The organism is Caballeronia sp. PC1, assembly GCF_021353155.1.
GTDB classification, from domain to species: domain Bacteria; phylum Pseudomonadota; class Gammaproteobacteria; order Burkholderiales; family Burkholderiaceae; genus Caballeronia; species Caballeronia cordobensis.
This window is the reverse complement of the sequence record NZ_JAJUBH010000003.1, coordinates 1,844,276-1,866,936: the sequence shown is the minus strand read 5'-3', so window position 1 is coordinate 1,866,936 and position 22,661 is coordinate 1,844,276. Positions and strand designations below refer to the sequence as shown.

The 22,661-nt window shown below is 63.8% G+C and carries 22 protein-coding genes; 16 read left to right on the top strand and 6 right to left on the bottom strand.

Annotated elements, in window-relative coordinates:
* Positions 1-51 precede the first annotated feature (51 nt).
* Positions 52-771, bottom strand: a complete 720-nt coding sequence (locus tag LY284_RS33135; protein ID WP_233390906.1) for an IclR family transcriptional regulator — start codon at positions 769-771, stop codon at positions 52-54.
* A 167-nt stretch (positions 772-938) separates the two neighbouring features.
* Between LY284_RS33135 and LY284_RS33130 the strand changes: the two genes are divergently transcribed.
* The 9 genes from LY284_RS33130 to LY284_RS33090 all read left to right on the top strand — a co-directional run bounded on the left by LY284_RS33130 (position 939) and on the right by LY284_RS33090 (position 11,114).
* The gene (locus tag LY284_RS33130; RefSeq protein ID WP_233390903.1) at positions 939-1,637 is read left to right on the top strand and encodes an RraA family protein; all 699 of its coding nucleotides are present in this window, start codon (positions 939-941) and stop codon (positions 1,635-1,637) included.
* Positions 1,637-2,584 carry an NAD(P)-dependent oxidoreductase gene (locus LY284_RS33125; RefSeq protein ID WP_233390898.1) on the top strand — a complete coding sequence of 316 codons (948 nt, stop codon included), beginning with the start codon at positions 1,637-1,639 and terminating at the stop codon, positions 2,582-2,584. The genes LY284_RS33130 and LY284_RS33125 overlap by 1 nt, the downstream gene beginning before the upstream one ends.
* A 21-nt stretch (positions 2,585-2,605) precedes the next feature.
* Positions 2,606-3,544, top strand: a complete 939-nt coding sequence (locus LY284_RS33120) for an SMP-30/gluconolactonase/LRE family protein (RefSeq protein WP_233390896.1) — start codon at positions 2,606-2,608, stop codon at positions 3,542-3,544.
* 62 nt (positions 3,545-3,606) lie between these two features.
* Positions 3,607-4,986 (top strand): MFS transporter, encoded by a 1,380-nt coding sequence (locus tag LY284_RS33115; RefSeq protein WP_233390894.1) that lies wholly within the window; start codon positions 3,607-3,609, stop codon positions 4,984-4,986.
* Positions 4,987-5,030: 44 nt separating this feature from the next.
* Positions 5,031-6,182: a porin gene (locus LY284_RS33110; protein WP_375294311.1), complete on the top strand. Its 1,152-nt coding sequence runs from the start codon at positions 5,031-5,033 to the stop codon at positions 6,180-6,182.
* A gap of 12 nt (positions 6,183-6,194) precedes the next feature.
* Positions 6,195-7,226, top strand: a complete 1,032-nt coding sequence (locus LY284_RS33105; protein WP_233390891.1) for an amidohydrolase — start codon at positions 6,195-6,197, stop codon at positions 7,224-7,226.
* Between the two features lie 11 nt (positions 7,227-7,237).
* Positions 7,238-8,527 carry an MFS transporter gene (locus tag LY284_RS33100; protein ID WP_233390888.1) on the top strand — a complete coding sequence of 430 codons (1,290 nt, stop codon included), beginning with the start codon at positions 7,238-7,240 and terminating at the stop codon, positions 8,525-8,527.
* Positions 8,524-9,765 (top strand): MFS transporter, encoded by a 1,242-nt coding sequence (locus LY284_RS33095; RefSeq protein ID WP_233390887.1) that lies wholly within the window; start codon positions 8,524-8,526, stop codon positions 9,763-9,765. The genes LY284_RS33100 and LY284_RS33095 overlap by 4 nt, the downstream gene beginning before the upstream one ends.
* A 14-nt stretch (positions 9,766-9,779) precedes the next feature.
* Complete coding sequence (locus LY284_RS33090) at positions 9,780-11,114, top strand: MFS transporter (protein ID WP_045460146.1); 1,335 nt, start codon at positions 9,780-9,782, stop codon at positions 11,112-11,114.
* A gap of 66 nt (positions 11,115-11,180) precedes the next feature.
* On the opposite strand, the gene LY284_RS33085 is transcribed toward LY284_RS33090, so the two are convergent.
* The 3 genes from LY284_RS33085 to LY284_RS33075 are packed head-to-tail and all read right to left on the bottom strand — an operon-like array spanning position 11,181 to position 13,836.
* A complete protein-coding gene (locus LY284_RS33085; RefSeq protein ID WP_233390884.1) occupies positions 11,181-11,951 on the bottom strand; it encodes an SDR family oxidoreductase in 771 nt (256 codons plus the stop codon).
* Between the two features lie 14 nt (positions 11,952-11,965).
* Positions 11,966-12,937, bottom strand: coding sequence for a zinc-binding alcohol dehydrogenase family protein (locus LY284_RS33080; RefSeq protein ID WP_233390881.1), 972 nt, complete (start codon positions 12,935-12,937; stop codon positions 11,966-11,968).
* A 44-nt stretch (positions 12,938-12,981) separates the two neighbouring features.
* Positions 12,982-13,836 (bottom strand): alpha/beta fold hydrolase, encoded by an 855-nt coding sequence (locus LY284_RS33075; RefSeq protein WP_233390877.1) that lies wholly within the window; start codon positions 13,834-13,836, stop codon positions 12,982-12,984.
* 133 nt (positions 13,837-13,969) lie between these two features.
* Here LY284_RS33075 and LY284_RS33070 point away from each other — a divergent pair, with 133 nt between their 5' ends.
* A complete protein-coding gene (locus LY284_RS33070; RefSeq protein WP_233390874.1) occupies positions 13,970-14,599 on the top strand; it encodes a CGNR zinc finger domain-containing protein in 630 nt (209 codons plus the stop codon).
* Between the two features lie 16 nt (positions 14,600-14,615).
* On the opposite strand, the gene LY284_RS33065 is transcribed toward LY284_RS33070, so the two are convergent.
* A complete protein-coding gene (locus tag LY284_RS33065; protein WP_233390865.1) occupies positions 14,616-15,731 on the bottom strand; it encodes an MBL fold metallo-hydrolase in 1,116 nt (371 codons plus the stop codon).
* A gap of 87 nt (positions 15,732-15,818) precedes the next feature.
* Between LY284_RS33065 and LY284_RS33060 the strand changes: the two genes are divergently transcribed.
* Entirely contained in the window at positions 15,819-16,454 is a 636-nt protein-coding gene (locus tag LY284_RS33060; RefSeq protein ID WP_233390860.1) for a TetR/AcrR family transcriptional regulator, read from the top strand.
* On the opposite strand, the gene LY284_RS33055 is transcribed toward LY284_RS33060, so the two are convergent.
* The gene (locus LY284_RS33055; protein WP_014252094.1) at positions 16,449-17,180 is read right to left on the bottom strand and encodes a GntR family transcriptional regulator; all 732 of its coding nucleotides are present in this window, start codon (positions 17,178-17,180) and stop codon (positions 16,449-16,451) included. The two genes, LY284_RS33060 and LY284_RS33055, sit on opposite strands and share 6 nt — an antisense overlap.
* A 339-nt stretch (positions 17,181-17,519) precedes the next feature.
* Here LY284_RS33055 and LY284_RS33050 point away from each other — a divergent pair, with 339 nt between their 5' ends.
* From LY284_RS33050 to LY284_RS33030, 5 genes are all read left to right on the top strand, one after another.
* Complete coding sequence (locus LY284_RS33050; protein ID WP_233390858.1) at positions 17,520-18,836, top strand: aromatic ring-hydroxylating dioxygenase subunit alpha; 1,317 nt, start codon at positions 17,520-17,522, stop codon at positions 18,834-18,836.
* 61 nt (positions 18,837-18,897) lie between these two features.
* Positions 18,898-20,334, top strand: a complete 1,437-nt coding sequence (locus LY284_RS33045) for a glutamine synthetase family protein (protein ID WP_233390856.1) — start codon at positions 18,898-18,900, stop codon at positions 20,332-20,334.
* Between the two features lie 25 nt (positions 20,335-20,359).
* Complete coding sequence (locus tag LY284_RS33040) at positions 20,360-20,683, top strand: 2Fe-2S iron-sulfur cluster-binding protein (protein ID WP_233390854.1); 324 nt, start codon at positions 20,360-20,362, stop codon at positions 20,681-20,683.
* A gap of 4 nt (positions 20,684-20,687) precedes the next feature.
* The gene (locus tag LY284_RS33035) at positions 20,688-21,911 is read left to right on the top strand and encodes an NAD(P)/FAD-dependent oxidoreductase (RefSeq protein WP_233390852.1); all 1,224 of its coding nucleotides are present in this window, start codon (positions 20,688-20,690) and stop codon (positions 21,909-21,911) included.
* Positions 21,908-22,657 carry a gamma-glutamyl-gamma-aminobutyrate hydrolase family protein gene (locus LY284_RS33030; RefSeq protein WP_233390841.1) on the top strand — a complete coding sequence of 250 codons (750 nt, stop codon included), beginning with the start codon at positions 21,908-21,910 and terminating at the stop codon, positions 22,655-22,657. The genes LY284_RS33035 and LY284_RS33030 overlap by 4 nt, the downstream gene beginning before the upstream one ends.
* Positions 22,658-22,661: the final 4 nt, after the last annotated feature.

Here is a 22,661-nt window from a genome sequence, read left to right as displayed (position 1 = left end):
GTGTATCCCCCGAATCGACGTAACCGGGATTTTACACAGTACAACGCGGGCCTATCTTGCCGCGCCCCCGTAGAGGCGCTCGCAGAAACCGACGCTCGCGCCGAGTCTTCGGGAAAGATCCCACGCCGCATTCAACTGCGGAAGATTCAGGTCGCCCGACGCGTGCGCCGCGCTCAAGCGTGACGCCGGTCCGGAGAGCGTGAGCGCGGCCATGAACCGGTCGGCGGCGCCGAAGACCGGCGTCGCGAAGGCGGCGGTATGCACGTCGCGCGCGCCCGCTGTGAAGAGCGGCAGCGCGGGCGCTTCGTCGTAAATCGGCTCGCCCAGTCCCCAGTAGCGAATGACTTGACTGATGGCGGTCTCGTCTAGCGGAAGCGTGGTGCCGGCAAGCCGCGTTTCCCGCAGTCCTTCCGACGGTTCCGCGCGAAACAGGCACAGCCGGCGTCCGTTGTCGTGCACGTAGTAGGACGCGCTTTCCTTCGTGGCCGCGGCGAGTTCATACAGCGCAGGCTCCACGACCGCGGAAAGCTGGAACGACTGCTCGAACAGTTTCCCCAGATACAGCACACGGTGGCCGAGCGAGTAATGGCCGGCTTGCGAACGCACGACGTAACCCATGCGCTCCAGCGAGTTCATGAGTCGATAAACCGTCGTTTTGTGCATGCCGGATGCCTGCGCCAGCGTCGCCAGAGACTGCGACTCCGAGCCGGGCTTGAAGCAATCCAGCAGCGATAGCGCCTTTTCCACGGCGGCGACACCCTCGTTTCCCATTTGTCCGCCCTCCAGTGCTGTTTCCGAGTGATTGTACACGGTACAACATCGGTGCGCACAGTAAAAGGGTTAACGATACTGGTCCGGCGCGGCCCATCTGTTTATAGTGATTTCACTTAGTACACTTCTGTTGTATCAGATACAACGATCTAACCAAGGCGAAAATCATGAGCACGACTCCCGCAGGTTCCTCCATCAATCGAAATATCGAGCGCGTGTCGCCCGAACTGGTCGAAGCGGCCGCCAAATATCAGGCCGCCATCCTCGCGGACGTCGCGGGCCGGCGCGGCACGGTCCACGGCCGCGTGAAGCCGCTGTCGCCGAAGATGAAGGTCGCCGGTCCCGCCATCACCGTCGAAGTTCGCCAGGGCGACAACCTGGCCATCCACGCCGCGCTCGCCATCGCGAAGCCGGGCGACGTCATCGTGGTCGACGGGAAGGGCGACATCAGCTGCGCGCTGCTCGGCGAAATCATGGCGACGCAGGCGAAGGTGAGCGGCATCGCGGGCATCGTCATCGACGCCGCGGTTCGCGACGCGCACGAGCTCGCCCATGGCGACTATCCGATTTTCTCGGCCGGCCTGAATCCTTGCGGTCCCACGAAGAGCGTGGCCGGCCTCGTGAATTCGCCGATCTCGCTGGGCGGCACGGCGGTGAATCCCGGCGATCTCGTCGTCGGCGACGCGGACGGCGTGGTGGTGATTCCGCGCGAGGACGTCGCGCGCATCATCGATCTGGCGCAGAAGAAGCTGGACGTCGAAACGGCGCGTATCGCCGGCATTCTGAAGGGCGAGCAGCTTCGCCCGGCGTGGGTCGAGAAGGAACTGCGCGCGGTGGGCATGCTGGCCGAAGGCGAGGCACTGTAATGCAGACTTCCTCGCAAAAGCCGGTCGTTCTCGTGACCGCCGCGGATCTCGCGCCGCAAGCCCTCGACATGCTCAGTGGCTTCGACGTCGTTTTCGCAGGCAAGCAGCCGACGGAAGACGATGTGGTCGCGCTCTGCGCGCAGCACAAGCCGGTCGCGATCATCGTGCGTTACGGCAAGGTGAACGCGCGCATCATGGATGCCGCCGCAAACCTGCAAGTGATCTCGAAGCACGGTTCGGGCATCGACGTCATCGATCAGGCCGCGGCTGCCGAGCGGGGCATCGCGGTGCGCGCCGCGGCCGGGGCCAACGCCGCCGCCGTCGCGGAGCATGCCTGGGCGCTCATTCTCGCGTGTGCCAAGCGTGTGCCGCAGCTCGACGTGCGCATGCGCGAGGGCCATTGGGACAAGCCCACGCACAAGTCCATCGAGCTCGAAGGCCGCACGCTCGGACTGGTCGGACTGGGCGCCATCGGCCGCCGTGTCGCGTCGGTCGGAATCGCGTTCGGCATGAAGGTCGTGGCCCATGACCCGTATGCCAAGGATGCGCCGCAAGGCGTGCAACGGGTATCGCTCGACGCGCTGTACGCATCGGCGGATATCGTCTCCCTGCACTGCCCGCTGACCGACGAAAACCGCAACATGTTCAACGCCGACGTGTTCGACCGCTTCAAGCGCGGCGCGATTCTCGTCAACACGGCGCGCGGCGGACTGATCGATGAAGCCGCGCTCGCCGATGCACTCGCCAGCGGTCAACTCCATTCGGCGGGTCTCGACAGCTTCGCCGTCGAGCCGATGACCTCCCCGCATCCGTTCCAGAGCCTGCCTAACGTGATTCTGTCGCCGCACATCGGCGGAGTGAGCGATGCCGCTTACGTGAACATGGGCAAGGGCGCGGCCGCGAATGTTCTCGCGGTGCTCGAAGACCACGCCCGCAACGCGGCCTGAAGTGCACAGCAGAGGTTGAGCATGTTCTATCTCACATCGCCCGAAGTGCGCGAAGCCGAAGTGTTCACGCGCATGCCCGAGAAGTTTCGCAAGCCGGATGTCCGGACGGAATGGGCGCACGCCAATCGCGGCGGGCTGCCGACGGACTCGTTTCTCGAAGGCCCCGTATGGGACCCCGCCGGATGCCTCTTCGTCACCGACATTCCGCACGGACGCATTTTTCGGATCGCGCCTTCGGGCGAGTGGGATCTGGTCGCGCAATACGACGGCGAGCCGAACGGCATGAAGCGTTTCGACGACGCCCATCTGCTCATCACCGATTACCGCAACGGGCTGATGTTGCTCGATATCGAGCGCGGCGAAGTGCGTCCTTATCTGGAGCGCCGTAACACGGAGCGCTTCAAGGGCGTCAACGATCTCACGTTCGACTCGAAGGGCAATCTCTTCTTCACCGATCAGGGGCAGACGGGCCTGCACGATCCCACTGGCCGGGTCTATCGGCTTTCGGTGGACGGCAAGCTCGACGTGCTGCTCGGCAATTGTCCCAGTCCGAACGGTCTCGTTCTATCTCCCGACGAGAAGGTGCTCTTCGTCGGCATGACGCGGGGCAATTGCGTCTGGCGCGTGCCGCTTCAGGCCGACGGCTCAGTCAGCAAAGTGGGCCAGTTCTTCACGTCATATGGACCGAGCGGACCGGACGGACTGACCGTCGATGCCGAGGGTCGCGTGCTCGTCGCGAACCCCGGACTCGGCCGCGTGTGGGTGCTCAACCATCGCGCGGAGCCGGTGGAGATTCTGACCAGCCCCGCGGGCGCGTCGCTCACGAATCTCTGTTTCGGCGGCGCGGACATGAAGACGCTCTACATGACCGAGTCCGTCTCGGGAACCGTCTTGCGGGCCGAGATGAAGACAGCCGGTCCGCTTCCGCACCGAGCGAAACCAGGCGACGTGGCCCGGTAACCACAAGCGCTGACCGACCTATCAAGACTTCGCGCCCAAAGCAGCGCGATGGAGGAGCAAACATGAACTACTCGCACGCCCCGAGCGCCGCCGAGCCCGAGCGCATCGCTCATACCGTGGACGCCCGAAACATCGGAACTGACGATTTCGCCGCAAGCGAGCGCACGCTCGCGAAAGCGTTCCGCCGCATTCTGCCGTTCATCTTCATCTGCTACGTCATCAGTTATCTCGACCGGACGAACGTCGGATTCGCCGCCCTGACGATGAACAAGGACCTCGGCCTGACGGCCGAGCAATTCGGATTCGGCGCCGGCCTGTTCTTCGTCGGCTATTTCCTGTTCGAGATTCCGAGCAACCTCATCATGCAGAAGGTGGGGGCGCGCATCTGGATCGCGCGGATCATGATCACGTGGGGCGTGTTCTCGATGGCCACGGCGTTCGTCGTCGGCCCGAAGAGTTTCGCCGCCGCGCGCTTCCTTCTTGGACTCGCCGAAGCCGGATTCACGCCGGGCATCTACCTCTATTTCACACGCTGGTTTCCCGGCAAGTGGCGCGCCAAGGTGACCGCCGCGTTTCTCGTCGGCATTCCGGTCGCGAACATGATCGGCTCGCCGATTTCCGGCGCGCTGCTCGAACTCGGCGGGCTGCATGGCCTGCGCAGCTGGCAATGGCTGCTGCTGATCGAGGGCGTTCCGGCGGTGCTGCTCGGCATTGCATGCCTGTTCGTGCTGGCGGACCGTCCGGAAAAGGCCAAGTGGCTGACGGACGAAGAAAAGTCCTCGCTGGCGCGACGTCTCGCGATGGAGCAGCGCGACATCGGCGCGAAGCACGGCACTAATCTTCGCGATGCGATGACGAACTGGCGCGTGTTCGTGCTCGCGTTCATCAACTTCTGCGGCATCGTGGGCTCGCTCGGCGTCGGACTGTGGATGCCGCAGATCATCAAGCAATTCGGCGTGGAACACGCGGTGGTCGGCTGGCTCGCGGCCATTCCGTATGCCCTCGGCGCGGTCGCGATGCTCTGGTGGGCGCGTGTCGCCAACCGCGCGTCGAATCGTATTCCCTATGTCGCGGGCGCGTTGGTCGTGGCGGCGGTGGCGCTCGGCTGCAGCACGCTCATCGACGGACCCGTTCTCAAGCTGATTGCGCTCTCCATCACCGTGAGCGGCATCCTGGCTTTCCAGGCGACGTATTGGGCCATTCCTTCGGGCTTCCTGACGGGACGCGCCGCGGCCGGCGGGCTCGCGCTGATCGTGTCGGTGGGCAATCTCGGCGGCTTCGTCGGCCCTTCGATGATCGGCGCGCTCAAGCAATTTTCCGGCGGATTCACGGCGCCGCTGCTCGCGGTGTCCGCCGTCCTGCTTCTTGGCGCGCTCACGGTCGCTTGGCTCGGCGATCCGGGTGCGGACGCCGGCGAAGCGCCCGCCGCACATAAAGCGTGACCGTGCCGCATCAACACACCTGTAACCACCTGTTTGGAGACGTAATGTTCTTGACGAAGGCTCACGAGAAAGCCAGTTTCAACCCTGCATTCATGCTTGGAACGGTCGCGGTTGCCAGCATGACGCTCGTATCGGGCGTTTCGCATGCTCAGAGCAGCGACACGCTCTACGGCATCGCGGACGTCGGTATCGAGTATCTCAACAATACGGCCGCGGGCGGCTCGCAGGTTCGCGAAGTGTCGGGAAACCTGTCCGGCTCGCGCTGGGGCATGAAAGGCGTCGAGGACTTGGGCGGCGGCCTGAAGGCGATCTTCGTCCTTGAGAGCGGCTTCAATATCAACGACGGCACGAGCGCGCAATCGACGCGCGGCCTCGGCCCGAATCCGGCCACGACCACGCGGCTCTTCGGTCGCCAGGCGTGGGTGGGCCTCAATTACAACGGGCAGCAGTTGACGCTGGGCCGTCAGAACGCACTGATCTACGACCAGTCCGTCACGTTCGATCCGATGGGCGTTTCTTCCCGGTATTCGGCGTTGTCCGTCGATTACGCGCTGGCCGCTCGCGTCGACAACTCGGCGAAATACACGGGCAAGTTCGGCCCCTTCACGGCGCAGGCGCAATACAGCACGCGCTACGACACGGGCTACGGCACGGAAGTGCCGGGCGCGGAACTCACCGGCCGTTTCTTCAGCGGCGCGCTGACCTACGCAAGCGGCCCGATTGCGGCGACCGCGGTCTACGAACAGCGCAACAGCAACACGGTCGCGACCAATACGAGCACCGAGCGGCGCGTCCTGGCGGCGGCGAACTACAACTTCGGCCCGGTGACGGCGTATGCGGGTTATCGCTACCTGCGGGCATCGAATGCGTTTCTGCCGGCCAACCCGATCGCGGTGGCCAATGGCTCCGAGGCCAACGCCGCGAATCTCTATTGGGCCGGCGCTCAATACCTGATTACGCCGTCGTTCCAGATCACCGCGGTCGGCTACTACCAGGACGTGCATTCGACCGGCGCGGACCCGTGGCTCGCCGTGCTCAACGCCGATTACTTCCTGTCGAAACGCACGGACCTGTATGCGACTGTCGGCTATGCGCACAACAAGGACAACTCCACGCTCGGCGTGAACGGTTACGGCACGGTGGCGGCCGGGCATAACCAGACCGGCGTGACCATCGGCCTGCGCCAGAAGTTCTGACGGGAAGACATCATGCAAGTCGTCCATGCGCCCCATTTGCCCGTTCGCGAAGCATGGCTCGCGTTGCGTAGCGAGCCGATCATCGAGCCGGACCTGCCGATCGTCGATGCGCATCACCATCTCTGGGACCGACAGAGCGGCCGCTATCTGAGCGACGAGTTCCGCGCCGATGTCGCAAGCGGGCATCGCGTTCTCTCGACCGTCTATGTCCAGTGCCGCTCCATGCTGCGGCAGGACGGGCTGGACGCGATGAAGCCCGTCGGCGAAGTGGAGTTCGCGAACGGTGTCGCCGCGATGTTCGCAAGCGGGGCGTATGGGCCGACGCGATGTTGCGAGGCGATCGTCGGCGGCGCGGACCTGACGCTCGGCGACGCGCTCGCGCCCGTGCTGGAAGCCATGATTCACGGATCGGGCGGGCGCTTGCGCGGCATCCGCAACCCGCTCGCATGGCACGACAGTCCGGCCGTGAGTTCGAGTCCCGTGACGCCGCCGCGCGAGCTCATGTCGAGTGCGTCGTTTCGCCAAGGCGTCATGACGCTCCGGCGATATGGATTGTCGCTCGACGCCTGGGTCTATCACACGCAACTCGACGCGCTTTACGAGCTTGCACGCGTCGCGCCCGACGTGACCGTGGTCATCGACCATTTCGGTGGTCCGCTCGGCGTGGGGCCGCATGCGGAGCAGCGCGAGCAGGTCATGGCGCAATGGAAGCGCGGGCTTCAGCGCCTCGCGAGCCTGCCGAATACGCGCATGAAGCTGGGCGGCGCGGGCCTGAACGTCTTCGGTTTCGATTTCGCGATGCGAGACGTCCCGCCGTCGTCTGAAGACCTGGCCCATGCCTGGCGCCCTTATTTCGACACCTGCATCGAACTCTTCGGGACGGAGCGCTGCATGTTCGAAAGCAATTTCCCCGTCGACAAGGGAATGTTCAGTTACGGCGTTCTCTGGAACGCCTTCAAACGGCTCGCGCGTTCGATGAGCGCGGATGAAAAGGCGGCGCTGTTCAGCAAGACCGCGGCATCGACCTATCGCCTGGAGATTTGAGGACCGAAGTCATGAAAACAAACGCAGGCTTTCCGGACGCCGCGGCGCGGGGCGAAGTCAAAACGAACGGCTATAAGGACATCACGCGCGTCGAGTGGCGCTCGCTGTCCCTTGCGGGCCTGGGATGGACCTTCGAGAGCTACGACTCCTTTCTGCTCTCACTCTTGCTTCCGACACTGGCGCTCCAGTTCGGGCTGAGCAAGGCCCAGCTCGGCGTCTTTACCAGCATCACGGCGGCGGGCCAGATCATCGGCGGCATTCTGTTCGGGTATGTGTCGGACAGGCTGGGCCGCGTACGTACGGCGCTACTTTGCATCGGCATCTATTCGCTGTTCTCGGGCTTGCTTGCTTTCGCCCCCAACGAGCACTGGTTCGCGACGATTCGCTTTTTCGGCGCGCTGGGCATGGGCGGCACATGGACGGCGGGCGCGGCGCTCATTGCTGAAACGTGGCACGCCAGCCGGCGCGGAAAGGGCGGCGCGCTGATGCAGATGGGGCTGCCGATCGGCGCGATTCTCGCGATCACGGTTTCCGGCATTGTCAGCGAGGTCAACGGCGGACTGGCGGGTAATGGATGGCGTCTGCTCTTTCTGATCGGCGCGCTGCCGTTTTTCATCCTCTTCTGGGTCGCGCGCAGGACGCCCGAATCGCCTATCTGGCTCGAACGCAAGCAAACGAAGGCGCAGCCCTCGACAGCGAAGGCAGCGAAGGCAGCGAGCGATGAAAAGCTGAATGTCCGGGGCCTTCTCACGGCATTCACTTTCATCTTCTTCCTGCAGTACCTCTACTGGGGCGTATTTACCTGGACGCCTACGTTCCTGATCACGGTGAAGCACCTCGACTTCGTGCACAGCCTCAAATTCGTGCTGTCGCTTCAATTCGGCGCGATAACCGGCTTTCTGCTCTTCTCGGCGTTCGTCGACCGGCTCGGCCGCCGGCCCATGTTCATGGCTTATCTGCTGGTCGGCGCGGGGGCGGTGTTCGGGTACATCATGTCGTCGAGCCCGTTGGTGCTCATGGTGGCGATTTTCCTGACCGGCTTCAGCGTGAACGGCATCTTCGCGGGCGCGGGGCCATTCCTTGCCGAGATCATCGGGAACACGGCATCGAGAGGTTTCTTCATGGGGCTCGCGTATAACGGCGGCCGGCTGGGCGGATTCATCGCGCCGCTGATCATCGGCGCGCTGGCCTCTACATCGGGCGGATTCGTGCTCGGCCTGTCGACGACGATCGTCGCGTTCGTGGCTGCCGCGGTCGTCGTGTTCTTTGCGCCGGAAACGCGCGGGAAAACCTTGTCATGACCACGCTTTCCCGGCCCGCCGGTCTCGTCAGCCGCCTGTTTCCAGCGCTCTCGGAAGCGTCGATGCGGCGCTATCTCGGCGGACAGGCCGCGTCGGTCCTGGGAAGCTGGACGCAGAACGTCACGCTCAACTTGCTCGTGTATCACCTGTCCGGTTCGGCGTCGATTCTCGCGCTGCTGAACTTCCTGCTGTATGGACCGCAGCTCATCGTGACGCCGATCGCCGGATCGAGAATCCGCTCGGAGAACGCGCGGTGCGTGACGCTGTGCGTGCTCACGGCGTCGCTGCTGCTCACGTGCAGTCTGATCACGCTGTCGTTTCTCGGTGTGCTCGGCGTGCAGCTGATCCTCGCGCATGCGCTCGTAATCGGCATGTCGAGTGCCGTGGAGATACCGGCGCGGCAAGTGCTGCTGCTCACGAGTCTGCGCGACCCCGGCCTCACGTCCAATGCGGTGGCGATGAACACGATGGTCTACAACGTCGGACGCATGGTGGGTCCGACGGTGGCGGGCATCGTCTATCCGACGCTCGGGCCGCGCGCATCGTTTTCGATTTACGTGCTTGCGCTGTGTCTGATGGCGGCGTGCGTGCGCTCGATTCGCCTGACCGAAACCGCGCGGCCGGCACGGCCGGACAGCGGATTGAGAGACGCGGTGGGATACGTGATGGCCGACGCGTTTTCGGCGCGCTATCTGCCGGTTCTCGCGTGCCTCGGGCTCTTCGCCGGCAGCTACCAGACACTCGTGCCCTTGCTGGCGGACAAGGCGTATCACGACGCGGCGCACTTCACCGGCGTGTTCTTCGGATGCGCCGGTGCGGGGTCGATGGCCGCGGCGATTCTGCTGTCGTCGGCGCTCGGGCCGCGCGCCACGCAGCGCTTCATCGCGTGGGCGCCCTGGGCGGCCGTGCTGAGTCTGGCCGTGCTGGCGGCCACGACCGACGTGCTGGCCTCGGCGCCTGCCTTCGTCACCCTGGGCTTCAGTCTCACGTTCGCCGCGACGTCCACGAACGCGACCATCCAGCGGCAGTGCCCGGAGCACGTGCGCGGCGGACTCGTCGGCATGTACACGATGCCCTACACCGGCACGATGCCTTTCGGCTATCTGCTCGTCGGCACCGCGTCCGAAGCGCTCGGCGTGCGCCATACGTTCGGCGCGATGGCCATGGTATTGGCGGCTGGCGTTATCGGCATCATCGGTTTACAACTCATTAGAAGACGGCGCGGCGACGCGCACTAGTCTGGGAGACGTTTATGCAAAGCAGTATCGCTTATACCGAAAAATCGGCTATCGAACGACAGACCATACGAAAGGTCGTATGGCGGCTCGTGCCCTTTCTGATGGTGTGCTATTTGCTCGCCTTCATCGACCGCGGCAATGTCGGCATGGCTTCGCTGCAGATGAATCACGATCTCGGGATGTCGGCCAAGGTTTTCGGCTTCGGCAGCAGTCTCTTTTTCATCTCGTATTTTTTCTGCGAAGTGCCGAGCAACCTCGCGCTCCAGAAATACGGCGCGCGCGTGTGGATTGCCCGCATCATGATCACGTGGGGCATCGTCTCGGCCGCGACCGCGCTGGTTCATAACGCGACGACGTTCTACATCCTGCGCTTCCTGCTGGGCGCAGCGGAAGCGGGCTTCTTTCCTGGCGTGCTGCTGTATCTCTCGTACTGGATTCCGGCTTCGTATCGCGCACGGATCGTGGCGACCTTCATGGTGGCGATTCCGGCGGCGAGCTTCATCGGCTCACCCATTTCGGCGCTGCTGCTTCAGATGGACGGTATCGGAGGCCTGCGCGGCTGGCACTGGCTCTTCCTCCTCGAAGGCATTCCGACGGTGCTGCTCGGCATTGCGTGTCTCGGCATGCTGACGAACAAGCCTGAAGACGCAAAGTGGCTGAAGGACGACGAACGCAAGTGGCTCGTCGATGCGCTCGCCAGCGAAACGCGCGCGCCGAAGAAAGTCCTCGACATGCCGCTCACGAAGCTCTTCCGTAATCGCTATGTGCTGTGTCTGGCGCTCGTCGATACGTGCGCGTCGGCGGCGGGCAGCACGTTGTCGGTCTGGCAGCCGCAACTGCTGAAATCGTTCGGGCTTTCGGTTATGCAGACCGGCCTGATCAATTCGATTCCCTACGCGGTCGCGTCCGTGTTGATGGTTTATTGGGGACGCCGTTCCGACCGCCACAAGGAGCGCCGCTGGCACACCGTCGTGCCGATGCTGCTCATCGGCCTCGGCCTGTTTGCAACATCGCTGAGCGGCTCGCTGGTGCCGACGATCGCGATGCTCTGCGCGGTGCTCGTGGGCGCTTACTCGTTCAAGGGGCCGTTCTGGGCGCTCGCGACCGACATGCTCTCCAACAGCGCCGTGGCGGCGGGGCTCGCCACCATCAACGCGATTGCGAATCTGCTGGGCGGCGGTCTGATGGTGAACGTGTATGGCTGGGTGAAGGATGCGACCGGCAGCTATGCGCTGGCATTGATGCCGCTCGCCATTCTTACGCTCATCAGCGTGACGACCTTGCTGCTTCTGACGCGCAACCGTCCGGCCAACCGGCCGTTCTCGAACAACAAGACGGAGACGATCTGAGCATGCGGATTCCGGCCGGGGCGTTTGCGGCGGCCTCTCGATTCGGCTGAGCGCCGCCGCCCTACATCACACCGATTTCACTTCGCCGCCATCCATTCTCAGCGTGCTGCCCGTCATCCACTTCGCGGCGGGCGACACGAGAAACGCCATCAACTCCGCGATCTCTTCCGGCGTGCCATAGCGCGCGATGCCGGCTTCCGCTGGAAAGCGCGCGGTCGCCTCGTCGGCCGTCATGTCGTGCAGCGCGGCCCAGTGTTCCAGATAGGAGCGCCTGCGGCCCGTCATCACGGGACCGGGCAGCACGCTGTTGACCTGCACGCCATCCGCGATGCCGCGATCGGAAAACGCCTTCGCTAATGCGACGATCGCGGCGTTGATGGTCCCGACCGCCGCATACGGCGCCTTCGGAAACAGCGCCGAGTTGCCCGACATCAGCACGACCGAGCCCGATGCTTCTTTCAGCGCAGGCCACGCGACGACCGTCAGGCGGCGCGCGCCGTGAAGCTTCAGCGCGAAGCCCGCATCCCATTGCGCATCGGTCATGTCGAACACATCGATTTGCGGCACCGCGCCCGCGATGTTCAATAGCGCATCGATGCGCCCGAACGCGGCGAGCGTTTCATCGACGATCCGTTGCGCGGCTTCGGGCCGTGCGAGGTCGATATCGATTGTCAGCGTTTTCGCGCCGGCTTCCTCGGCAATTCGCGCTGTTTCGTCGAGATGTGCGCGATTACGCGCGACGAGAACCAGCGAACCGAAATCGCGTGCAAGACGGATCGCGGTCGAACGTCCGATGCCCTGACTCGCACCGGTGACGATAGCTACTTTCGTGGACATGTCTGCTCTCCGTTTCAATGAACGACAACCATCTTTCCGTTTGCCTCGTTCGCTTCCATCACGCGATGCGCTTCGTGAATCTCGTCGAACGAGAACACGCGCGAAGGCGTGGCGTCGAAGCGTCCTGCGGCGATATCGGCGGCGATGGCTTGCAGCGGCACGTCGGAAACCGGAAAGCCCGGCGTGCCGAACACGAAGCTGCCGAAGAAGGTGAGATGCACGCCGCTCGTCATTTGCAGCAGCGGATTGAAGTCCGCGATCGGCGCGAGACCGCCGAGCCAGCCCGCGAGACAGGCGCGGCCGCCGCGACGCAGCATCGCCAGCGAATCGAGTATCGTGCTGTTGCCGACGAGATCGAGCACGGCGTCGATCTCTTTCGCTTCGGCGATGCGCTTGCTCAGGTCCGGTCCTTCGAGCTCGACGCGCGATGCGCCCAGCGCTTCGAGCTTCGCGAAACGCGCCTCGCTGCGCGTCGTCGCAATCACGTTCGCGCCCGCGTTCACCGCGAGATTGACGGCCGCCTGTCCGAACGATGAAGTCGCGCCGCGAATCACGACCGTTTGTCCTCGCTTGATTTCGAGGTTGCGAAACAGGCACGTCCACGCGGTCGCATAGGTTTCGGGAATCGCGGCGAGCTGGGCCCACGGCAGATCGGATTCGATCAGCGCCACGTTCGAAACGGGCGCGCGCGTCAACTGCGCATAGCTTCCATTGATGGTGCGTCCGAGCCCGCCCATCAGCGCGGCCACTTTCGCGCCTACGGCAAACTCGCCGCCCGGACACGACTTCACGATGCCCACGCATTCGATGCCGCTGACTTTCGCGGCTTCGGCCCATTCGCCGCGCCGCATGTGCATCTCCGCATGATTGATGCCGAACGCCTTGATCTCGATGACGACATGGCCTTCCAGCGGTTCCGGCTCCGGAATCTCGGTATAGACGAGGCTGTCGAGACCGCCGAACTTTTCAAGCACGATTGCGCGCATGAGGTTTCTCCTTGAGTGGATGAGCGCGGTGATGAAGCCGCGTATTACTGAGCGAGGAATTCGCCGATGGCGGCCGCGATGTGCGGCGCATGCGTTTCGAGCGCGAAGTGGCCCGTATCGAAGAAGCGCACGTCCGCATCGGGGATATCGCGCTTGAATGCTTCCGCGCCCGGCGGCAGAAAGAACGGATCGTTCCTGCCCCACACGGCCAGAAACTTCGGCCGATGCTCGCGGAAATACGCCTGAAACGCCGGGTACAGCGCGACGTTGTTGCGATAGTCGCCGAAGAGATCGAGCTGCACGTCGTGCGCGCCCGGACGGTTCATGTAGTAGTCGTCGAGCGAATAGCCATCGGGCGACACCGCCGCGGCATCCGGCACGCCGTGCGTGTATTGCCACTTCGTCGTGTCCTTCGTGAGCATGGCGCGCAGCGCATCGCGGTTCGCTTGCGTGGGCGACTGCCAGTACGCGCGGATCGGATTCCAGCCGTCGCTCAGTCCTTCCTCATACGCGTTGCCGTTTTGCGAAACGATCGCGGTGATGCGCTCGGGATGCTTCAGCGCGAGACGAAAACCGGTCGGCGCGCCGTAGTCGAAGACATAGACCGCATAACGATCGAAGCCGATCACTTCGGTGAAACGGTCGATGACGTTCGCGATGTTCTCGAACGTGTACGCGAACGTATCGCGGCTCGGCATATCGGAGAGGCCGAATCCCGGAAGGTCGGGCGCGACGATATGAAAGCGCTGCGACAGCAGCGGAATCAGGTCGCGAAACATGTGGCTCGAACTGGGAAAGCCGTGCAATAGCAGCAGCTTCGGCGCGCCGGCGGGGCCGGCTTCGCGATAGAAAACGTTGAAGCCGTCGACGTCGATATGGCGATGCGCAATGGTGGACATGAGCGTGTCTCCGTGAGAGTTCTGTAACCGTTAAAAGTACGTTGAGGAGGTTACTTATCACGCCTGTAACTTGTCAAGTGATTTTTTAGCGGTTACGATGGAGCCATCATTAGCAACACGGCGGGTTTGAAAAATGGACTACCGACCCATCCCGGCGATGTTCCTGGCCGATGCGCCCGGCCTCGACTTCCTGAATTCGATCGCGACGCCCGTCGATGAACCCGTCGACTGGATCGGCGACGGAGAAGGGCTGCTGTCATGGCTCGAACAGGCGGGCCTCGTGCCCGTGGATGTGCTCGCGCACATGCGCGCGAATGCCGCCCCGGCCGAACTCGACGAGATCGCGGCGAAGGCGCGCGATCTGCGCGAGTGGTTTCGCGCATTCGTGCAGAAGAGAAAGGGACAGCCGCTATCGGCGAAGGATCTGGGCGAGCTTGCGCCGCTGAACGGCGTGTTGCAGCGCGATGAACAGCACGGCGTGATCGTCGCGGATGTGAATGCGCCGGGCGGTCTGGCGTTCGGCATGCAGCGTCGCTGGACGAGCGCCGAATCGCTGTTGATGCCGATCGTCGAAACGCTCGCGAAGCTCGTCTGTGAAGAGGACTTTACGTACGTGAAAGCGTGCGAAGGCCCGACATGCACGCTGCTTTTCGCGGATCACACGCGGGGGCATGCGCGCAGATGGTGCAGCATGGCGATCTGCGGCAACCGCGCGAAGGTGGCCGCGCACAGGGCGCGGCTCAAAGAGGGAAAGGGCGGGTGAGAGCAGCGCGAGCGCGCTAGTCCATGCCTTGCGCCCGCGACGCGCACAAGCGCCACGAACCCGGCTTCGGCGCTTCGGCCACTTCGCGCCACCAGCGCTCGCCGCGATGCGGCGCGTCGAGATCGAGCCTTTCGCCCATGCGCGGCGTCGCCACCGCCACGCCGCGCGCGAGCGCGAGTCCCGTCACGCGTTCGAACGGCTCCTGCCACGGATGCATGGCGAGATCGAAGGTGCCATTGTGGATCGGCACGAGCCAGCGTCCGCGCAAATCGACATGCGCCTGCACGGTTTCTTCGGGCTGCATGTGCACGTAAGGCCATTGCGCATCGTAGGCACCGGTTTCGATCAGCGTGACGTCGAACGGGCCGAGGCGTTCGCCGATCGTCCTGAAGCCGTCGAAGTAACCGGTGTCGCCGCTGAAAAACACGCGCAAGCCGTCGTCGACGATGACCCACGACGCCCATAGCGTGCTGTTGCCATCGAAGAGGCTGCGGCCGGAGAAGTGCTGCGCGGGCGTCGCGGTGAACGACAGACCGTCGATCTGCACGCTCTGCCACCAGTCCAGTTGACGCACCTTCGCGGCATCGACGCCCCAGTCGATCAATCGGTCGCCGACGCCGAGCGTCGTCAGAAACACCTCCGTGGTCGCGGCGAGCGCGAGCACGGTTTCGCGATCGAGATGGTCGTAGTGATCGTGCGACAGAATCACGCCGCGCAAAGGCGGCAGGTCATGCAGCGCGATAGGCGGCGCGTGAAAGCGCTTCGGCCCGATGCGCCTGAACGGCGAGGCGCGCTCGCCGAACACGGGATCGGTCAGCCAGTATTCGCCGCGCAGTTTGAAGAGCATCGTCGAATGGCCGAGACGATAGAGGCTGCGATCCGGCGCGGCGTCGAGTTGTGCGCGCGTGAGCGTATCGACCGTGGGCGCTTGCGGCGGCGTCGTATTGCGCGGCTTGTTGAGCAGCACGTTCCACATGATGCGCAAGGTCTTGCCCAAGCCTTCGGCGGGACGCGGCTTCACGTTGCGAAAACGCTGGCCGTCATGCTGCGGCGACGCGTTCGACAACGCGCGTCCGCGCCGGGCGGCGGCGAAACCCAAGGCACGGCTGATGCGATCGGTAATCGAAGTCATGGGACATGAACTCTGCGCAAAAATGTACACCGAGCAGTGTAGTTTAATTTCGAGATGAAAGTAAACTGCCCGGTGTAAAATCGCCGCATGAAATCGAACGACACCCCTTTGCGCCTGACCGACCGAAAACGCGCCGCGATCGTGAACGCGGCGGTGGAGGAGTTCATCGCGACGGGTTACGACGCCACGAGCATGGACCGCATCGCCGCGCGCGCGGGCGTGTCCAAGCGCACGGTCTATAACCATTTCGAGAGCAAGGAAGCGCTGTTCGCCGCGATCCTGCATCGCTTGTGGGATGCGAGCGAAACGGGCGATACGTCCGTCTATAGCGCGGACGAACCGCTGCGCGCGCAATTGCTCGGCTTGCTCGCGCGCAAGCTGCGCCTCATGAACGACGATGCGTTTCTATCGCTGGCGCGCGTGGCGATCGCCGCGGGCATTCATTCGCCCGAGCGCGCACGGGATATGGTGGCGCGCATCGGCGAGCGCGAGGAAGACGTGACCGCGTGGATCAGAAAAGCCGCCGCCGACGGCCGTCTCGCCGTGCCCGACCCGGTTTTCGCCGGGCAGCAGTTGCATGGCATGGTGAAGGGTTTCGCCTTCTGGCCGCAAGTGACGATGGGCCAGCCGCCGCTCACGAAGAGCGAACAGAAGAAAGTGGCGGAGGCGGCCGCCGACATGTTTCTCGCGCGCTACGAACGCGCGGCGCCGAAGCGCTCATAACACCGCTTCCGCCACGAGCTGCAACGCGGGCGCGAGCTTCATGCAATCTTCCGGACGTTCCAGCGCGTAAGCGAGATTCTTCTGCGCGATCTGCACATGCTCGGTCGCGAGCGCCTGCGCGCGCGTGCCTTCGCCGCGTTCGAGCGCATCGACGAGGCTGTGATGCTGCTGATGCGCCATGAAGAGCCACTGCCGGCCTTCCTCGATGGCCGATTGCATCGGCAGCATGGCGCTCGCGGCGGCGAACGGCAGGCGATTGTTCATGTCGATGGCGCGCATCAGCGCCGCGTTGCCCGCGCCTTCGACGATCAGCTTGTGGAAGCGGTTGTTCATGTCGGTATAGCCGGCGTAGTCGTCGAGATCGAGCTCGGACTTCGCGAGCAGCCGGTCGCCGGCGCGCAGGCATTCCGCGAGCGCGTTCGATAACTGGCGCGGCACGCCATGCTCCGCGACGAGACGCGCGGCCATGCCTTCGAGATGACCGCGCACCGCGATCGCATCGGTGATTTCGGCGGCGGTGATGCGCCGCATCACATAGCCGCCCGCCGGCGACGGTTCGACGAGCCCTTCCTGCTCCAGCGTCGTGAGCGCGAGCCGGACGGGCGTGCGCGACGCCTTCAGCCGCTCGGCGAGCGCGACTTCGCCCAGACGTTCGCCGGGCGCGAACTCGCCTTTGAGGATCAGGTCGCGCAGATAGACGAGCACGCGTTCTTGCTGGGTTTCCATGGTTTTTCTCCGATTGCCGCTGTCGATGATTCTAGGCGAGGCGGCGCTGCCTGTCGCTGACTTTCCTTCTTCTTTCGGGATGAATGTTTTCGAATGTATGCAGATATGGCTAAATCACTTGGTCAGACGCTAGTGCGGGTAAACCTTTAGATAGCAATTAAATCGATGTGAATCAATAAGATATACGACTACGCTCAGCACTGACGCACGCGATAGCACGACCATGCTGCATACATCGTTTGTACATTTGCGCGCGAATGGCTATTCTCCGTCTCAAGATCACTGCACGCTGCATACAGTAGCGCGTCAGTTGAATACACCGGAACCGGAGACACAGCCATGATGAGTTCGCAGCAAAACGAGAAGATCACCCGCGTCGGCAAGGACACGCCCGCAGGCCAGTTGCTACGCCGGTACTGGCAGCCTGTTGCGCTCGTCGAGGAGTTGCCCGCCGAGCGCCCCGTGAAAGCGGTGCGCCTGATGGGTCAGGACTTCGTGGTCTTCAAGGACGAAGCGGGCCGCTACGGCATGCTCGACCGCGATTGCCCGCATCGCGGCGCCGATCTCGCGGCGGGCCGTCTGGAAGGCGGCGGCATTCGCTGCGCGTTTCACGGCTGGCTGTTCGACGCCAGCGGGCGCTGCCTCTCGACGCCGGGCGAACCCGCCGGCAGCACGCTGTGCAACAAGGTGCGCCAGTCGGCGTATCCGGTCATCGAGAAGGCCGGCATTCTGTTCGGCTATATCGGCCGGGGCGAGCCGCCCGCGTTGCCGAACTTCGATTGCTTCGCCGCGCCCGATGCCTACACCTTCGCGTTCAAGGGGCTTTTCGAATGCAACTGGCTGCAGGCGCTCGAAGTGGGCATCGATCCGGCGCATGCGTCGTTTTTGCATCGCTTCTTCGAGGACGAGGACGTGAGCGAAAGCTATGGCAAGCAGTTTCGCGGCGCGTCGGCGGATTCGAACATGCCGATCACCAAGGTGCTGCGCGAGTTCGAATCGCCGGAGATTCTCGTGAGCCCGGCGGACTACGGCCTGCGTCTGATCGCCAAACGCGCGCTCGACGATGAACTCACGCATGTGCGCGTGACGAACGTGGTGTTTCCGCAAGCGTTCGTGATTCCGATGAGTTCGGAGATGACCATCACGCAATGGCACGTCCCCGTCGACGATGAAAACTGCTACTGGTACGCGATTTTCACGAGCTTCGGCGCGCCTACCGATAAAGCGCAGATGCGCGAGCAGCGCCTCGAACTGTACGAACTGCCCGACTACACCTCGCGCAAGAACAGGCGCAACAACTACGGCTTCGATCCGCGCGAGCAGTTGAACGAGACCTACACGGGCATGGGTTTCGACATCAACGTGCACGATCAGTGGGCCGTCGAATCGCAGGGCGCGATTCAGGACCGCACGCGCGAGCATCTCGGCACGACGGACAAGGGGATCATCGCGTATCGCCGCTTGCTGGTGGATGCCATCGACAAGACGCAGGCCGGCGAAAAGACCCTGATGCTGATCGACGAAGAAGAGGCCGCGCATCTGACCGGACCGGCGTCGATCGACGGGATCGGGCCGGCGGACCGCTGGGACGAGTACTGGAAAGAGTCCGACGTGCAGCGCCGCGTGAATGCGCCGTGGCCCGCGCCGAAAGCCTGAACGACCCGACCCGCAACCTGAATGGAGCGCGCGGCGCATCATGCGCCGCGCGAAAACCGACATGTCTTTCGTAGAAACTCATGGTTTGTGGACGGACGCGCAGCATGCCGCGTATGCGGGCCTCGTCGAGCGTCTGAAGAAGAGCGATGTGAAGGTCGTGCGCTTCTCGTTTCCCGATCAGCACGGCTTGTTGCGCGGCAAGACGCTCGTCGTCGATGAAGCGATCAAGGCGATGAAAAGCGGCGTCACGCTGACGACCACGCTCTTCGCCAAGGACACCTCGCATCGCACGGTGTTTCCGGTGTTCACGAGCGGCGGCGGCTTCGGCATGCCCGAGATGCAGGGCGCATGCGACACGTTGATGGTCGCCGATCCCGAAACGTTTCGCGTGTTGCCGTGGGCGCCGCATACGGGCTGGGTGCTGTGCGACGTGCATTTCGCCAACGGCCTGCCGGTGCCGTTCAGCACGCGGCATCTGTTCCGCCGCGCGCTCGATCAACTGTCGAATCACGGCTATGCGTTCGTGTCGGGGCTCGAAGTGGAGTTTCATGTGTTCAAGGTCGCCGACCCGCACATGAAGCCCGAGCATTCGGGGCAGCCCGGCCTGCCGCCCGAGGTCGAATTGCTCTCGCACGGCTATCAATATCTGACGGAGTTGCGCTACGACGCCGTCGATGACGTGATGGAACTGCTGCGACGCAATGTGCAAGGCCTCGGCCTCGATGTCCGTTCGCTGGAAGTCGAATACGGCCCGAGCCAGTTCGAGTTCACGTTCGCGCCGACCCAGGGCATCAAGAGCGCGGACGACATGGTGCTGTTTCGCAGCGCGGTCAAGCAGATCTGCCAGCGCAACGGCTATCACGCGACGTTCATGTGCCGCCCGCGCATTCCGAACGTCGTGTCGAGTGGATGGCATCTGCATCAGTCGCTCGTGCATGTATCGGACGGTACGAACGCGTTCATGCCCGACAACGATTCCCAGGCTTTGTCGATAACCGGGCAGCGCTATCTCGCCGGGCTGCTCGCGCACGCGAAAGGCGCGACTTCGCTTTCGACGCCGACTATCAATGGCTATCGCCGCTATCGTCCTTATTCGAACGCGCCCGACCGCGCGATATGGGGACGCGACAACCGCGGCGTGATGCTGCGCGTGCTCGGCGGCGTGAACGATCCCGCGAGCCGCATCGAGAATCGCGTCGGCGAACCGACGGCCAATCCGTATCTGTATTTCGCCTCGCAAGTGATCTCCGGCCTCGACGGTCTGCGGCGCAAGCTCGAACTGCCGCCTTCCGCCGATACGCCCTATGAAACGCAAGCCGAAGCCTTGCCGCGCACGCTGGACGACGCGCTCGATGCCTTGCGCGCCGACGAATGCCTGCGCGAAGGTTTCGGCAGCGCGTTCGTCGATTACTTCTGCAAGCTGAAGCAGGCGGAGATCGATCGCTTCAATCTGGAAGTCACCGAGTGGGAACACCGCGAATACTTCGACGTGTTCTGACGAGTGCTCACACAGGAGAATTGTCATGCCTATCGTTACCTATATCCTGCGCGACGGCGAGCGACGCGACATCGACGTGCCGGACGGCACGAGCGTCATGGAAGCCGCGATTCACAATAACCTGCGCGGCATCGACGCGGAATGCGGCGGCTGTCTTTCATGCGCGACGTGTCATGTTTATATCGATACGTCGTCGACTGCCGATTTACCATCGCCCGATGACTCGGAACTGGAATTGCTCGATGGCGTCGCATCCGAGCGGCGGCCTGAAAGCCGTCTCAGTTGCCAACTGGTGATGAGCGCCACAACGAGTGGCCTCGTCGTGCAGATTCCGCAAAGACAAGGGTGAAACCATGAATCGCTCGCTCGTGATCGTCGGCGCATCGTATGCGGGTGTCCAGCTCGCGGCGGCGGCGCGCGAATCCGGCTTCGACGGACGCATCGTGCTGCTGGGCGATGAGCCCGACGCGCCTTATCAGCGCCCGCCCTTGTCGAAGGGCTTTCTCACCGGCAGCTTCGCCGAAGCGCGATTGCCTTTGCGTTCGCAAGCCTTCTTCGACGAAGAGAAGATCGACTGGATGCCGTCGATGCGCGCGACCTTCATCGATCGCGCGCGGCGTGAAGTCGAACTGCACGACGGCACGCGTATCGCGTATGACCATCTCGCGCTGACGACGGGCGCGCGCGTGCGCAAGCTCGATTGTCCCGGCGCGACGCTCGATGCCGTGCATTACCTGCGCGATCTGCGCGATGCGCGGCGTCTCGCGCACAGCGCGCAAGCGGCGCGGCGCGCGGTGGTAATCGGCGGCGGCTATATCGGCCTGGAAGCGGCGGCCTCGCTGCGCCAGAAAGGCGTCGAAGTGACGGTCGTCGAGACGGAGCCGCGCCTGCTTGCGCGCGTCGCGTCGCCGTGGATGTCGGCGTTCATGCAGCGCGCGCATGCGGACAAGGGCATCGCGTTCGCGTTCGGGCGCAAGGTGGCGGCATTGCGGCAGCTGGACGATGCCGTATCCGTCGTGCTCGATGACGATACGCACTTGCGCTGCGATCTCGTCGTCGCCGGCATCGGCGTGATACCGAATACGGAACTCGCGGCGGAATGCGGGCTGACGGTGGCGGGCGGCATCGTCGTCGATGAATACGCGCGCACGAGCGATCCGGCCATCGTCGCCGCCGGCGATTGCGCCGCGTTCGTGCCGCATTGGGCCGTGGACGCCCGCGCGTGCCGCGTGGAGTCGGTGCAGAATGCAAACGATATGGCCAGGGTCGCGGCGCTCGCCATTGCCGGGCGGCCGCAACCGTACCGCGCGATTCCGTGGTTCTGGTCCGATCAATTCGATTTGAAGCTGCAAATGGCGGGCATCAACATGGGCTTTACGCATCAAGTGGTGCGCGGCAGCGTCGAGGAGCGGAAGTTCTCGGTCTTCTACTTTCGCGACGATGCGTTGATCGCGGTGGACAGCATCAATCGTCCGCAGGAACACATGCTCGCGCGCAAGTTGCTCGCGCAGGGCGCGCGCGTGTCCGTGCATGAAGCCGGAGATCCGGCGTTCGATCTGAAAGGAGTCGTGTCATGAAGCCGCTGGTGGGTGTGGTGTGCGACCGGTTCTTTGTGGGCGAGCACGACCTGCATAGCGTCAAGCAAAGCTATGTGCGCGCGTTGACGTCCTGCGCGCACGTGAGCCCGGTGCTGATTCCCGCCTCGCGCGATCTCGAATCGGTCGCGGATTATCTCGATGGCGTAAGCGGCCTGCTGTTTCCCGGCGGCGCGTCGAACGTCGAGTCGCGCTTGTACGGCGGCGCGCCCGACGCGGCCATGCTCGTCGATCCCGACCGCGATCATGTCGCGCTGGAACTGATGCGCGGCGCGGCGGCGCGCAACATGCCGTTTCTCGGCATCTGCCGCGGGTTTCAGGAGATGAACGTCGCGTTCGGCGGCACCTTGCATGCCGACATTCATGCGTCGGGGCATTCGGAGGATCATCTCGAAGACGTGAACGAAGCGCTGCTCGCGCGCTATCGCTACCGTCATGAAATCGAGCTCGTCGATAACGGCGCGTTATCCGTGCTCGCAGACGGCGCACGGCGCGTGCGCGTGAATTCGCTGCATCGTCAGGGCGTGGCCAGGCTCGCGCCGCAACTTGCCGTCGAAGCACGCGCGCCGGATGGTTTGATCGAAGCGATTCGTCTCGATGGTCACGCGTTCGCGCTCGGCGTGCAGTGGCATCCCGAAGCGATGGTCACGAGCGATGCGCTTTCGCGCGCGCTGTTCGAAGCGTTCGGCGCCAGTTGCAGGCGCTATGCGGCGCGAGATGGAGTCTGATGCC